Here is a 15,606-nt window from a genome sequence, read left to right as displayed (position 1 = left end):
ATATTTCTATGGTAGGTTTCCAAATGCTCGCCCCCGAACCGGACTTACACGTCTCCGCGTATCCGGCTCTCCACTAATCTTGTCAGTCTAATGTTCCATTATGGATTTTCTGATGACAGCTATGGCATACAGCGACAGTTTTTCTTCTTCTTGCAATCATATGTCTTTCCCAACTCTTTTTACCTTCTAGGTTTTTGAGTTTTCGTACATGATGCATGACAAGCTTTTCCGTAGCTCCGCACATTTCACACTTTTCAGCTTTGAGCCTATCTACAAGACTTGTCCTACTTGCATCAAAGATGGAGTAAGGCATAATGTCAAAGCCTGCGTCTGTCATTGGGTTCTTTCTCCTAAACCCCAAGTCATAGAAGTATCTTTCTTTGACCGCTCCAGATTTAGTGGTAAACCTTACTGTGAATTTTCCATTTCTACGATACTTGGAATTTATCTTTCTCGTTGAACTTTTGTATTTCCCAGCAAAGGTTTTGTACATACTGTACTCCATGATAAATTTGAAGTTGTGCAATTCAGAACAGTTATTAGCAATAGAAAAGTAATTGTAGAATCCTCTTATTTCCCGATTGTATCGGTCAAGAATTTCAAGATCGTCATTGAATATAAGTCCAGATCTGCATTTCGGTTTCCAAATTTCCTTTCCGTTTTGGTATCGGAATTCCAATACACCATAGTCAAGTAATTTGTTCCTTATCGTTTCCGTACTCAATTTAAGATATACCCTTTTACCATAGGTTCTTCTCAAACGACCTGCAATATCTCTTCTCTGTGCGTTTGACTTTCTCACAAAGATTTCATAGCCGAGAAAATGTGCCGAATCTTCCGTGTGGGTAATGAGTGTTTTCTCATCTGACAGTTCCAGTTTGAGCTTTTGGTCAAGGAAATTTTTAATATCTTCCTTAACTTCTTTCGCATCTTGCTTACTACCAATTATCCCGATTAGAAAATCATCTGCATATCTGACGTATTTCAATCTTTTGTATTCCGTGTCCATTTCGTCACAGCTTGGAAACATTGCACGCTGCTTATCCTCTGCCTTAATCCTTTGGATTAAAATTGTTCTTTCACTTTCGTCTTCTACCGACTTTAGTTTTCTCACAGTTCTCTTTCTTGCATTGTCAAAGTCCATACGAACTCTACTTGGTCTGCGTTTTTTCCCTTTATCGAAGTTTGTGATGTATTCTTTCATGTATTTGTCTAATCTGTCGAGGTAAATATTTGCTAATATTGGGCTTACAATACCTCCTTGCGGCGTTCCGCTGTACGTTTTATGAAATTTCCAATCCTCGATATAACCTGCTTTAAGAAACTTTCTAATTAGCCTTATGAATCTATCGTCAGAGATACGTTCTTTAAGGATACTTATCAATATATCATGACCAATATTATCAAAGAATCCTTTTATATCTCCTTCGATAAACCATTTAGCTCCGTTAAACGATTTCTTGATTTGAGCTAGTGCAGTATGGCAACTACGATTTGGACGAAAACCATGTGAAGAATATTCAAAACTCTCTTCATAAATAGCTTCTAAAATCATTCTTATCACTTCCTGCACCAGCTTGTCATCGAAAGCAGGTATGCCAAGAGGTCTAACCTTACCGTTTTTTTTCGGTATGTAAATTCTCCTCGATGGTTGGGGCTGATAGCTTTCATCTCTCAATGAAGCTATCAGTTTCTCAATGCGTGACAAGCTCATATTGTCAATACTTTGACCGTCTGAGCCTTCTGTCATATTACCTTCTTTTGCATAAATGCGCTGATAGGCAACATAGAACATCTCGTCATTAAACAGAATTCTGTAAAGCCTTTCAAACCTATAGCTTGAAGTTTTACTGTGTTCCACTAGACTGTTTAATACTCTTTCTGGATTTCTCATAATGTCTCTCACATTTTCCTTTAATTGTATTAATAAAAATTAGCTGCTTCCCTTGGCCATGTACAAGGCTTTCCCTTGCTCAAACTACTACGGAAGCTCCGTTACCATGTCGGATATTCAGAAAACTTAACTTTCATAGCCTTTCGGCATTCCGATTTAGGTAATCCCCGTTTGCGACTTAATAACTATTGGCACGATGGATTGTCGGATACGACTTCCGTCCTTTGTACGCTTACTGCGACTGCGCTGTAATAAGTTCAAGCTCCAACCATACCAATTCACTGGTGGAGTATTACAGTATGACGATTGATAGCTATCTTACGCCATAACTTCAAGTGGAATCGCTTGGACTATCGTTTAATCAATTCGGATTTTATCCTCATATCCATCTTTTCATCTCGCCATTCAGTAGCAGTTTGATAGCTGACTGACTTATGACTTTACCGACATGCTTCACTCCCTGTCCAGTTTCCCTTTCAGATAAGTCGGTTGATGATAGGTTTTCCAAAGAACACTAACCTAATCTCTTGCCAAAGAGATATTTACTAAGCCACCTTGACGGGCGCACATAAATACTTGATATAAGAAGCCATATTTTGTTTGGCTATGGCCTTCCAGGCCTCTTCAATTAAAATGACTTTTCGCTGTCCTTTAAGGCGTCTCATTTTATTTATAAAAACTTCCATAATGATTATAGTAACCACAGGAAAGAGTATTTTATGATCCTTTATACTATCTATTTCAAAGACAATAAACCTTTTAGAGAGTAGATCCAACTCCTTATTGGAGTTTAATAAGTAATCATATTCGCCACCTTTATAATAAGGCTCTAAAACATTGAGAAGATTGTGTAAGTCAAAGTCTTTTTCCCTTACTTTTTTAAAATCTAATTCACTTTTATAATCAGTATTTAAATACTGATAAAAACCATTAAAACTCGGAATATTACTTTTGTCTTCAAGAGTTTTTAAATAACCATTTACAGCGTTAGATATAGCTACTTCCTCTGAACGGGTTGCGGGCTGATCATCGCGTTTCCAAAGAGTTAGAATCAGGGTTTTGATACTCTCTTTTTTCTCAATATCAAAAATACCATCTTGGGTATAGAAAGGATTAAATGAAATTGGATTCTCTTGGGTATAGGTAAAGTAAATACCATCTTGATTATTTGATTTACCACCAATTAAATCACAGAGTCCTTTATAAGAATTTCCTGTATCGACAATTAATACATGAGCGCCTTGTTCGTGATATTGCCTTAAGAGGTGATTGGTAAAAAAGCTTTTACCACTACCGGAAGGCCCAAGAATAAATTTATTGCGATTAGTAATGATTCCCTTTTTCATTGGAAGATCTGAAAGATCAATAAAAACAGGTCTTCCACTTAAACGATCAGTCATTTTAATTCCAAAGTCAGATTGTGAATCTTTAGAATTAGTCTCTGAATTAAAAAAACAAATAGCAGGTGCAACAAAACTATAAAAACTCTCCTCGCTTGGAAAATCTGAGCTATTACCAGGTATACCTGCCCAAAAAAGAACAGCCGAATCAACCGTATTGTGTCTAGGTATACATCCCATTGATGCAATACTACTTGTTACTTTATTTTTAATTTGTTTTAATTCTTGTGGACAATCCGACCAAGTCATCACATTAAAATGAGCACGTATGGATTGTAGTCCTTGGCTATGGGCTTGATTTAAATACTGTTCTATCCATTGCTTGTTGATTTGATTAGAACGGCTATACCTAGAGAGAGAATGCATGTTTTTTGCCCTTTTCTCAAACATTTTTAAGTTATCATCACTATCTTCAATAAAAAGATATTGATTGTAGATGTGATTACAATCTAGTTGTAACGATACATGACTGGCAAAACTAACTAAGAGTTCACTTTTATCACTAGAGAGTTTATCATAAGCCCTAGCCATAGAAACCTCTAAAGGAAGATCGAAAGGGTTGGAAAAAGTAAAAAAATTTATAACATTCTCTCCTACCCTAACTCTTTGAGCATTAAGCTCAATGTCTTCTAAAACAGCATTATCTTGCTCATTTAAAGACATATACCTTTGTAAGAGTCCACCTTGACTAGTTGTTCCAACAATTTGGTTACTACAGAGTTTTTGTATCGAGAAATACTCACTGTCGTTTAAGATTCTTTCAAACTGTAGACAGGCCTGTTCGAAGTTCTGCAAAACTGTTTTATCTTTAATTTGCTTTGGTACTAATTCACCATAGACTAAGGATGAAAAATTACTGCGGCTTTGAATTCTTTGCTTGTTTGTCTTAGTTATATATAAATAACATTCGTGTTTTAAAAAACCACGACCCATAAAGTGTTTTTCAAAACTCTGACTCAAATAACTCATTTGTTGTAAATCATCTAAACAAGAGTAACTATGGTTTGTAAACCAATCTTGTTTGTGTACAATGGTAAAATCAGGCAAAACTTTTAAAGCCTTTTCCCAAAGAGAATGTATAGCTTGGTAATCCTGACTTGATAAAGAAAATATCTCGGGTAATTCAACCTTGTAACAAAATGTGATATCTGCTTGTTTGGATATTATGCAGTTTTGTTCCACACTTAAAAGGGGAAACATCCGCTTTAGAGTGTTTGCTTTGGCAATATTTCTCATAAAGTTAAGTGTTAGAATTAAACTCAAAAAAAGTAGTTATACACTCCCTTGATATGATGTATTTTGGAAAAGACCTTCTAGCTACAAGCTTTAATAGTCCATACTGACCGTATTTGTAATTAAAGTGAAAAACCAAACAGGTAAGACTAACAATTAATACACTGGCTAAAAAAAGACAAACATAACTTGATACACCCAGTATATAGAGCATCATAACAACTATAAGTACACCTAAAAAACCACCAGCCAAGTAAAATAGATACTGGGCTTTTAGACCATTAAATTCAACACAACTACCTGTGCCTTTATTAATACTATATTTTTGCATACTCAATGGGTTTATAAAAAGAATGATCTTAGAATTGTAGCCGCTACAATTAAAAAAATACACGCGCCAAACCAGCTTGCTGCAGTTTTACTAGTATCTGGGTCTCCACTAGAGAATTTATTATATACTTTAACCCCTCCAATAAGCCCCACCACAGCACCTATGGCATAGATCAGTTTGGTGGCAGGATCAAAATATGAAGTAACCATTTGAGTTGCCTCGGTAATACCTGCTATTCCATTTCCTTGGGCAAGTAGAGTTCCACATTGCAAAAAAACAAAGTAGAAAAAAACACTTTTAATGTTTAAAAACTTTTTCATAATAAATAGATTTAGTTAATAATCAAGTACCTTACTTGATTTTAATTAAATATCTACTTATAAAAAGTTAAGTATTTAAAAAGGAATAAAAAGTCCGTATTTGACTTAAAAACGCTCAGTATAAGCAAATTAAAAGCTTACAATAACCACTAGTTAAAAAAGCAAACAGAATATCGAGGTATCTCGATTGTGAAATCCTATAAGTAAAACACAAAAAAAGAAGACTATCAAGATTAATAATCAAACAACTCTATAATACAACTATGCACTATAAATAAAAACATATTAAATGTAAAAAGGATAGCTAAGTAAGCCATCCTTTTCATTCAAAATATAAAATAAAAATACAAAGTAACCAATAGTTACTCTTACTACATTACGATTTTTTAGAAAATGCTACTATAGAAATCAAATAGCGCCTTTCTATTTGCCCTTCTTTGTTCTTTGATTTTCTAATACAAAATTAGAATTAATATTCTATAGAATAAATATCTAAAATGCGATTTACACAAAAGATAAATCACATTGTCAAATTTCTAATCTAAACAAAATGTGTTCCATAAGTAAATCAATATACTTTCAGCTTCTAAGATAAGTAAATTAGACAATAGATAAAAAGGACAGTAAAACTTCCTTCAGCCATAGAGAAGATACAAATCATCAAAACATCGCACAATGACTTAATAATAAGTGTATTGAGGATTTTTTCCACTATTTATAAAAAGCACCCATTTCTCTTAACAAAATATAACTATGCTAAAATTATAACACAATTACTAATAATTCAACAATACATATTCAAGATATCCGTGTACCATTTAATACCAAATCCACTTAAAAACAAGGCGTTGATGCCTAAAAGCACTTAAAAAGTATAAATTAAAGAATTACAATCAATATTGTAAATAAATCGAGATAGTTGCAAAAAACAAACTGGATATCCCTATATTTGAAATAAAAAGAAAAACCATGGCAATCGAAATACGAATAAAACAAAAAGGACTGTTCAAAAAAGCTATTAATTTAGCAGTCATAGAATCTTTATTTGACAACCCTGTACTCCTTGGATGTAGAGACCTTAACTCTGCTTATGTCTTGGAGGAGTTACGCGATAGCCAGATTGAAGAAATCAATATAGTGGCAGTCAATCCAAAGCAGATCGGAAGGGGATTCATCCTCTCTAAGGATGCAAAGGACTTGAAAGTTTCACTGAATGTACCAGCTACCGAGCAAGACATAACAGATTTCTTTCACTGTATAGAATCAGCTTGCAAATTGTTTAAAGTGCATACCTTTATCTTAGACGACGAAAAAGAGATCGAGTTGGCAGGACTGAATGAACTCAAACAGGATATACAGGCATGGAACAACAATTACCTGTTAGAGCAAGTGGCTCAGCTTCAACAAAAGCAAATGACCTTTGTTGTATTTGGTGGATACAATCCTATCTATATTTCTTCAGCAACTTTAGATCACTGGGTTAAATTGCCAGTAGAAGAATTAACCGATACTTTTAAACAATTCCTACATCAAAAGCAAAGCGAAGACCTTTACTATATGAAACCGATGTTTTATCAAAACCAACAAGGAGAAATCCTGGGAGCCTATAGCCTAACGTTAGGGGTAAGTAGTATTGTTCCAAAACAGGCCTTTGTCCCTGTCATTACTTCAGGACTACCCGATGGGATAAAACCTACTCATTGGCAACTGGCCTTGGTGATGCTATCCGAAAAGCAAGAACCTACAATAAAATATATAGACTACGATTCCTTTGTCAAAGTGATTAATCAAATGAACTTAGAACACTACGACGAGAATCACTATATCTTAAGAGAACCTAATCAATTGCTTTTTGATCAGTTACTAAAATAGGTTCATTATAAAGATCAATCACATAATCTTTGAAATAACAAGAACATTAATTTTATCTAGTAAAAAAGTATTTTAAAAAGAACTTGCTTTTCTACTCCAAACAAATAAACGCTAGTTTATCTAAAAGCAAAAACTAGCGTTTTTTGTACTGGGTTAAAACCTATAATACAAACTAGTAAAAGCGCTTAAATAATTAATATCTACTACCTGCATTGTTTTCAACTTTGTGGAATCAGCCCAAAGCTCAGATACTTGAACTTTAATTCCTATTTGTTGATTACCTTTAAGGCGATAGTTATAATCGACAAATAAAGCTAACATATTTTTATCCAATGAATCATACAGAAAAACTGGATAATAAATTTCATTATACAAGCTTGAAAATCTATTGTCATTTTGCGCTAAGGCCTTAGTTGTGTTTTCTAATTGATAGATAACTCCCCAAGTTAAATGATTTTTATTTCCCTTGTAATCTGATTTTATCTCAGCACTAAAAGTATCTTTATCTAATTGCGATCTAAAATTACTTGCTTTATACTTCTCATTCAGTGATTGGTTTTGGTAGCCCAACAAAAATGAATAACTACCACTGTTATTCGATCGATAAGTTATTTCTGTTTGTATCCTTAATCTATTTTGCTTTAGACTATAAGCTTGTAAAGAACCAATCTTTACATAATCATATACCCCACTATAATTCTGATTAACACGCGTATAACTATACCTATTCTCAGTACCTTTTAAAGTCTTATTTTGATAAAACAGATTTATTTTACTTAGCCAATTCGATGAAATATAGTACTTTAAAACTGTTGAAAGTGAAATAATTGAAGTTTTTAATTGATGTAAATTAATGGGAATTTGCTCCTCTGTTTTCATATTTCTACTTTTGGCTAACAACAATAAATCTATATTAAACTTTCTGTCTTTCCATAGAGAACTAGAAAGGTTTACATCGAATTGATCTTGAGTATAAATGCGCTTTCTTGAAAATACATAATCCTTATGTTCGTGATCAATCATACCAAAACCACGTAAAACAAAAAACTGTTGTTTTATGTTTCCTTTCCAAACATCAAGCTCTTGAGTTTGCCTGTGTAGTTGATAAGTTGTACTTAATCCAAAATCAAAACTCTTATTTAAATGATAAACACTACCTAGTTCAACTGAGAACCAAGAAGAAATATTTCGAGCTCGCGGATCTGTTTGTTTAAAGGAATAATCCCCTGTGTAAGTTAAGTTAGTACCTAAAACAAAATTTTTTATTCTTTTGCTATAACGTGCACTTAAATCATAATTCTGATACTTATAATCTCCTTTTTTTAAATTAATCATTTGATAAGGGCCGTAAATTGATGAAACTCTAGAAGTAAATCCGTAGATATCCTGCTGTACCCCTTTTCTAACCACAACCTGCGAAAAGAAATTAGAAGTACTATCCACAGGTGTAAACCAACGAGCTGTAATACCATACTCACTTGATTTTTTACCTTTGTCTATTCTATATGATTTATCTTGATTTTGATTGTGATAAAACAATTCTAAATAGGTCTGTGCCCCCACATGACTATAATTATTTAAATAAGCAGAATTAAATACAAACTTTGGCAAATCACCTGGGTTAGTATTTAATATAAACTCATTATCATCTAAAGCAAAATATTGACTTGTTAGCTTATTTGTTTGACCTATTGCTAAACAAGTGAACAAGAAAATAAAACAAACAATTATTCTTATTGCAAATTGTTTCATAACACATCTAATTTTAAAGTTACTTCAACTCCAAAATATGCTGAAGACCATTTGCGCTGGTTTACATTGTAATTATTCTTATACTTAGAGTTTAGATTTAAAATATTATTGACAAAAAAAGATATACTTCCAAAATTTTTAATCTCTTTACTTCCCTTAAAGTTGACCATAAAATCAGGTCTGGTTGTATCTTTAGAAAAATTAGTTTTTTCATTGCGCAAATCCAATGAAATTAAGTCAGGGTTATCAATTTTAACCTTATCGTAATCAATTTTATAAATAGTATTAGTCTTATCCAAATAAGCTGAAGGGACAAAAGATTCATTACTTGATAATTGAGAAGATGTATACCATAATGCTTGAATAAAGGTTGTAAAAACAAGTTTCAAACGCGGTATTCTTGTATTAAACCAAACATTAGTATTCAAGCGGCTAAGAGTTATCTCAGGAGCATTATCATATATACCTACATAAGGATATAACTCATTATTAGTGATTGTTTTAGGATAATACATCTTGGGTTGATTTGAGCCATATTTAGTTTTATAATAAGCCCCGTTAATTTCAATACTTGTAGATAAAAATTTAATCTCTGGCAATACAATCCTATACTCAAGCCCCTTCTTATGTAACTCACTACTATTTAATGCCCTTGGAAGCATAATAAAATTATGCTGGGTATCCATATCAAAATCCCCTATAGATGGCTTACCTACAATAGGCTTATTAGCAGTGGTTAGCTTATTGTAATTAACAGGACTATACTGATAGTGATATTCAAAGCCTCTATCATATTTTTCATAAAAGCTGGTTAATGAGAACTCAAAATCCTTATATGAAAAATCCATACCAAATTCAAACTTCTTGGCTCTACTGGCTCTTAAATTCGGATTTTCTACATCGTGTATAAAAGTATGAGTAAGTAATAATCGATTCTCTGGTAAATTATCATACCAGTTTAAAACTTCTATATCTCGATAAATTCGATCAGGATACAAATAATCTAAAGTCGGAAGTTTGTTTTGCTGACCATATCCAATTCTAAAATTTGTATAGATATCTTGCTGTGAATTATAATTGGTTGTAAAATTCATTTGCAATCTTGGTTCAACCAAAACCTTGTTGTTTAAAAAATAAGATGAAGGTAAATTAAACATTTGCACACCTCTTAACCCGGTTGTTAAATCAATTTTTGAATCTAATTTATCTATGTTAATACCTATGTTGCTTTCAATATAATAAGCAGAGTGAATTAAAGAAGGAATTGAAGAATTTTTACGTGGGCGAATAAATGAATTATCAGAAGGAAAAGGTGGAAGATTGGGATCAATTACTGCGCCTTTTCCGTGATTCTTTACACTATTGTATTCTATCCCGTAAATAATATTTTGAGTGATCTTATCTGACAAATTCCAAAACTTCCCCGCATTGAATTGTAAAAACACATTCAGTGGAGCATTGTCCATTTGATAACTCGTCTTATATTTAGAAGGTAAAAAAAAAGCCTCATGTACTCCTGGCTGCGTCGCATTAGACATATTTATACCACCATCAGAATAAACAAGTAAGGAACGATCTAACACATCTTTTGTGTAATCAAAATGTGCAATAAGTTCAATATCGTCAATCCATTTTTTATCAAGCAAAGTAGATGCCTTCCATGTAAAGTCTAATTTGTGATATTTCACTTTGTAGAGTTCCTCATTATACTCGGTAGACTGGTCACTTTTATGATTATCTAAAGTTTGAGTATAATTCAATTTAGTATTAAGCTCAATATAATTCCCTAAAAAATCAAGACCTAAATTATGATTGATTTGAGAGGTAACCCTAGTGAATTTTGTCAAGGTTTCACGAACATCTGGTTTTGAGCTTAAAACATCCATACCTAAGTGTAATACACCATAGTTGGACCCCAAATCAATTCCTTTTCCAAGATAAGCCAACTGAACATTTGGATCTACCTTGGCGCGTATTTGCAAAGGGCTAACTCCTTGTTTTGCCTTAAGATTAATTTGTCCACTTGATAAATTCCCAACCTTAGCTGAGGAAATCCCCCTAACAACACTAATACTCTCAATATGGTCAGTTGATATCATACGCATATCTAGTCCAGAGTTAAACACAAGGTTTCTTTCCTTAGCAAAAGAAGTTCTAGAACCTTGAGTTAATCCATAAAGTTGATTTCTACTACCATCATTGTGCATTGAAACACCATTGGAGATAATAGATACACCTAAAGCATTATTTTGATCACCACCTGAACTACGAAAATTAACACCACTGAACTGATTTAAAGAAGATTGCTGATGTAAACTCCCTGGAAGAAGAATTAATGCATCAACAAGTGAGGTAGGGTGAATATAAGACAAGGCTGTTTGATTAATAACAGCCTTGTCTTTTGCTTTACTATTATATTTAGCCATAATAATAAATTCTTCCAATTCGATACTCTCCCTATTTAAATAAACCTTCGTCTTAGAAAAAGATGATACATCTAAGGTCTGCTCTAAAGGTAAAAAACCTAAAGCTTTAACGGTGTATTTATAACTGCCCTTGGGTAGCTTTAAGTATACTAGACCTTGAGCATTGGTTGTAAGCTCAAAATTAAGATCGAAAAATTCAAGAGTTGCATAAGAAATAGGTTCTCCTTGAAAATCTAAAACTTCAATAACAACGCTATACGTAGTGTTTTTAGAGTTATTAAATGCAAAACAAAAGCAGCTAATTAAAAATAATATAACAATAAAATATTTTTTTCTCATCGGTAATGATTCTACCATAGTCATACTAGTGGTCAGACTTTTGAAATTATACAATATATCCAATGTTAAGCCAATTAATAAAGCTTAGAAATTCTTAGTGAATTACTAGTAAACACTTTGTAAAATTCACTAAGAATTAATTGTGACTTTAATACTATAATATCTTTAGAGCTCGCCCACTTTTAAAGATATCATACAGAAGTTCAGCTCTATTTTGCGGGGAAGTTTCTTTGACCTACTCTAATTTCAAAATCCTCACTTGAGTTATTTGTATCCATATAAACTTTTCTAGATGACTGGTTTTGTTTTATACGTCTAACATAAACCTCTCTTGTACCGGTATCTGAAACAGTAACATATCCTCTATCTATTTCATTTAATAGTGATTTATACTTTACTTGATTCACCTGTCCTGTTTCAACACCATCAACAATAATATCAACAGGAATTTTAAATACAGGTTTACTTCCATACATACTTTCAACAACAATAGAGTTTTCACTCAAAAAAGACTTAAGATCACCCTGTTGTCTAAACAAGAAAGCTGGTGAATAACCAACTCCATAGCCTAACATATCTGCATGAGTAGTCCCGTTTACAATCATATTAGGAACTTTTGGATTGTCAGTATCATTAGATGGCATAACAATTTCAAAATCAGCTCCACTTAAATCAGCTGCAGCTTTATTTTTTCCTTTCTCACTAAAATCTCTAGCTGAACGAGCCAAAACCACCTCTTGACCAGGAGCTATAGGATAGTCTGTTCCTGTACCTGGGAAAGTATATACAATAGCAGCTAAAACAGATTTTTCATCCATAGCTTGCTGGGTAGTTGCGTTATATGGAAACTTATTCCAATGTTCAGTAATCCCATAAGAAAGGCCATCTAAGTACTTAACCTTATCGCTATTATTATAGATAACAACGTACTGATCAGCTAATTCTACATACTCGCCATACTCGTCCTCTGCTCCCTCTCCCGAGGTAAAGAGTTCACTGATTATCAAACCTTGGTAAGTTGGTTTAACAAGCTCAATGTCAATGACAATAGATTCACTTTTATTAATTGACACATTACCTAGAAAACCAAATCCAATTTCTGGGCTCTCGAGATTAAAATCATAATTACCTACTTGTAATTCAATAGTAGCTAATCCCTTCTGATCAAGATTACCTTTGATAGACTCAGAAGTATTCTGATTGTAAACACTATAGGTAAAAGAGGAATAATCAGTTAATGTGCCACTTTTATCTTGACCTTTTACAACAATTGAGAATTTCTTTAATTCCTCCACTGAATTTGAATCATCACTTGAACAAGCTGTCAAGAAAAGCAATGTACAAATCAATAGAAAACTAGTGTTAATAATGTTTTTCATTTTATTTATTTAGATTAAATATAATTAGACGCAAACTTATTAATTATTTTTAACTGTTCTAAATAATTAAATGAAATAAATTAACCTACTTAAATTCAAACAAATACACACAAATAAAGACACAAAAACACCATCTTAATGAAAAATAATTAATAATTTCTTAAGCATTTTTTTAGAAAATGATATAGTACACAAGTGAATAATTGAAAATCATGAGTCATAATCAGAACATTTTAAACAATAGAATAAAGTAAAATATTCAGTAATTAAATAAGTTTAAAGTAAAATCTATCCGCATTCTGTCATTTAAAACAAACAAATCCAAAATAAATACCTCCTATTAAATAAATTAATAGTATATTTGCCAAAGTATTTAATACAATAAAGTTTTTTGCTTTTATACATATATTCCTACCAGATTATTCTTCTAAGCATCTATTCTTTATTCTCATTTAGATAATTCATATTTATCGATACGAGAAGAATATAAAACAGCACCACAATCTGGTCTTCTTTTCCTATCTACAAGTTATTTGACTAGCTGAAACTAGCACACTACTTATAATATGTTTAACAGTTTGAGTTCTGTTTACCCATTAAGTATTCTGACACAGTGCAGATCGCTTAATACTAACTCAAGGATTAGATAATTATAAAATACAAATATTTATGGCAGACTCTTTTTCTAAGAAAGAAAAGATTAAAAAGAAGTTACAAAAACAAAAAGAAAAGGCTGAACGCAGAGAAGACCGAAAAACCAACAACAACAAAGGTAAGGACTTAGAGGATATGCTTGTTTATGTAGATTATTTAGGAAACTTAACAGACATCCCACCTGATCAGCAAGAAAAGGAAAGAGAGAAAACTAAACAACCTAAGAACCAAACAACAGAGTTCAAAGGAATAATAACCTTTATAAGTGAGAAAGGATTTGGATTTATCACTGAAGAAGGAACAAAAGAAAACGTGTTTATTCACAGTAATGATGTAGGTTTCCCACTGCAAAAAGGAGAGCTAATATCTTATCAGAAAGAAGAAAACGCTAAAGGTATTAGAGCTGTGAAAGTGCAGAAAATACAATAAACTGTTTATTACAATTTTTAAATATTTACATCATGCAAGAAGGAAAAGTAAAATTCTTCAATGAAACAAAAGGTTTTGGATTCATCACTCCAAGTAACGGAGGAGACGATATTTTCGTACATACTACAGGTTTAGTTGACCGTATCCGTGAAAACGACGAGGTTACTTACGAAGTAGAGAATGGAAGAAAAGGACTTAACGCAGTTAATGTTCGTAGAGCTTAATTACCCGTTTTAATTTAGCTCTTCTCTTAAAAGAGAATTACGCAATTACTTAAAAAGTATGAAGTTTTGACTTCATACTTTTTTTTGTTTGGTCTTGATGTAAAAAAATGCCATTTAAAGTACTCTTTTTATTTACTAACATACTGGCTATAATATAACTTACCTTAGATCATACAAGAGTCATCTAATACCATACTTTCCAGGCTTAATCACACAATTACAATTTAGCAATAAAATCAACTATACGTTTACAAGCTTGTCCATCACCATAAGGGTTATGTAATTCTGACATTGCTGTATAATATTGCTTATCAAGTAACAATTTTGTTGTATGGTTAACTATTAACTCTTTGTCTGTTCCCACTAATACAACTGTACCTGCCTCTACAGCCTCAGGCCTTTCAGTTGTTTCACGCATTACAAGTACTGGTTTTCCTAAGCTCGGTGCTTCTTCTTGAACTCCACCACTATCAGTAATAATCAAATAACTCTGATTCATTAACCAAACAAAAGAGGGATAGGCTAATGGATTAATCAACTGTATATTTTCAATATCAGATAGAATTTTATAAACTGGTTCTTTCACATTTGGATTCAAGTGCACTGGATAAATAATCTGCACATTATCATGTGCAATTGCAATCTCCTTTAAAGCTTCACAAATACGTATAAATCCATCTCCGTGATTCTCACGTCTATGTCCTGTTACTAATATTAACTTTTTATTGAAGTTAACAATTTGCTTTAGATACTCAATTTCTTGAATTTCTACATCTTCTACCCTATTCACACTATCTAAAAGTGCATCAATAACAGTATTACCTGTAACTAAAATATCTTCCTTACTTATATTCTCTTTAATTAAATTCTCTTTTGAAGCATTTGTCGGAGCAAAATGATAATCCGCAACGCGCCCTGTAATCTGTCTATTAATCTCCTCTGGAAAAGGAGCACGTTTATTATGAGTTCGCAATCCTGCCTCTACATGACATATTTTAGCACCACTATAAAAAGCAGCAATACTCCCAGCCATAGTAGTTGTTGTATCGCCATGTACATAAACGTAGTCAGGCTCAAAATCTTCCAATATTGGCTTTAAACCAGTGATAATTTCACCTGTCAAAGAATACAGGTTTTGATTGGGTTTCATCAAATTTAAATCATACTCTGGTTCAATTCCAAAAAAAGACAAAACCTGATCAAGCATTTCTCTATGCTGTGCAGTAACACAAACACGAGTATCGAACTCATCGCTACGCTTTTTAAATTCCTTTACTAAAGGCGCCATTTTAATCGCCTCAGGACGTGTACCAAATATTATTAAATTCTTTTTCATACTAATTTACATTTACT

10 protein-coding genes and 1 pseudogene are annotated in these 15,606 nt (G+C 32.6%); 3 read left to right on the top strand and 8 right to left on the bottom strand.

Annotation, left to right across the window (positions count from 1 at the left end; genetic code table 11):
• Nucleotides 1-82: 82 nt before the first annotated feature.
• From NWE55_RS13285 to NWE55_RS13270, 4 genes and pseudogenes are all read right to left on the bottom strand, one after another.
• Nucleotides 83-1,795, bottom strand: coding sequence for a reverse transcriptase domain-containing protein (locus NWE55_RS13285; RefSeq protein ID WP_258204185.1), 1,713 nt, complete (start codon nucleotides 1,793-1,795; stop codon nucleotides 83-85).
• A 653-nt stretch (nucleotides 1,796-2,448) separates the two neighbouring features.
• Nucleotides 2,449-4,530 (bottom strand): annotated as a pseudogene (locus tag NWE55_RS13280) (TraG family conjugative transposon ATPase); the annotation flags it as partial.
• 4 nt (nucleotides 4,531-4,534) lie between these two features.
• Entirely contained in the window at nucleotides 4,535-4,858 is a 324-nt protein-coding gene (locus tag NWE55_RS13275; RefSeq protein ID WP_155092736.1) for a DUF4133 domain-containing protein, read from the bottom strand.
• A gap of 11 nt (nucleotides 4,859-4,869) precedes the next feature.
• Nucleotides 4,870-5,178 (bottom strand): DUF4134 domain-containing protein, encoded by a 309-nt coding sequence (locus NWE55_RS13270; protein WP_155092737.1) that lies wholly within the window; start codon nucleotides 5,176-5,178, stop codon nucleotides 4,870-4,872.
• A gap of 969 nt (nucleotides 5,179-6,147) precedes the next feature.
• Here NWE55_RS13270 and NWE55_RS13265 point away from each other — a divergent pair.
• Nucleotides 6,148-7,050, top strand: a complete 903-nt coding sequence (locus tag NWE55_RS13265; RefSeq protein WP_160339944.1) for a DUF4299 family protein — start codon at nucleotides 6,148-6,150, stop codon at nucleotides 7,048-7,050.
• Nucleotides 7,051-7,203: 153 nt separating this feature from the next.
• On the opposite strand, the gene NWE55_RS13260 is transcribed toward NWE55_RS13265, so the two are convergent.
• The 3 genes from NWE55_RS13260 to NWE55_RS13250 all read right to left on the bottom strand — a co-directional run bounded on the left by NWE55_RS13260 (nucleotide 7,204) and on the right by NWE55_RS13250 (nucleotide 12,946).
• A complete protein-coding gene (locus NWE55_RS13260) occupies nucleotides 7,204-8,802 on the bottom strand; it encodes a DUF6850 family outer membrane beta-barrel protein (protein WP_258204184.1) in 1,599 nt (532 codons plus the stop codon).
• Entirely contained in the window at nucleotides 8,799-11,567 is a 2,769-nt protein-coding gene (locus tag NWE55_RS13255) for a TonB-dependent receptor (RefSeq protein ID WP_258204183.1), read from the bottom strand. Before NWE55_RS13255 ends, NWE55_RS13260 begins: the two co-directional genes overlap by 4 nt.
• 209 nt (nucleotides 11,568-11,776) lie before the next feature.
• Nucleotides 11,777-12,946, bottom strand: coding sequence for a DUF4876 domain-containing protein (locus NWE55_RS13250; protein ID WP_155092741.1), 1,170 nt, complete (start codon nucleotides 12,944-12,946; stop codon nucleotides 11,777-11,779).
• A 669-nt stretch (nucleotides 12,947-13,615) separates the two neighbouring features.
• Here NWE55_RS13250 and NWE55_RS13245 point away from each other — a divergent pair.
• Nucleotides 13,616-14,029 (top strand): cold-shock protein, encoded by a 414-nt coding sequence (locus NWE55_RS13245; RefSeq protein WP_155092742.1) that lies wholly within the window; start codon nucleotides 13,616-13,618, stop codon nucleotides 14,027-14,029.
• 32 nt (nucleotides 14,030-14,061) lie between these two features.
• A complete protein-coding gene (locus NWE55_RS13240) occupies nucleotides 14,062-14,253 on the top strand; it encodes a cold-shock protein (RefSeq protein WP_155092743.1) in 192 nt (63 codons plus the stop codon).
• Nucleotides 14,254-14,470: 217 nt separating this feature from the next.
• Here NWE55_RS13240 and wecB read toward each other — a convergent pair whose 3' ends face one another.
• Nucleotides 14,471-15,589, bottom strand: a complete 1,119-nt coding sequence (gene wecB / locus NWE55_RS13235) for a non-hydrolyzing UDP-N-acetylglucosamine 2-epimerase (RefSeq protein ID WP_258204182.1) — start codon at nucleotides 15,587-15,589, stop codon at nucleotides 14,471-14,473.
• Nucleotides 15,590-15,606: the final 17 nt, after the last annotated feature.

Origin of the sequence: Myroides albus, assembly GCF_024722315.1 — a bacterium.
In the GTDB taxonomy this organism is placed as follows: domain Bacteria; phylum Bacteroidota; class Bacteroidia; order Flavobacteriales; family Flavobacteriaceae; genus Flavobacterium; species Flavobacterium album_A.
Note: the sequence above shows the minus strand (reverse complement) of the source record. Positions and strands in the feature narration are given on the sequence as shown.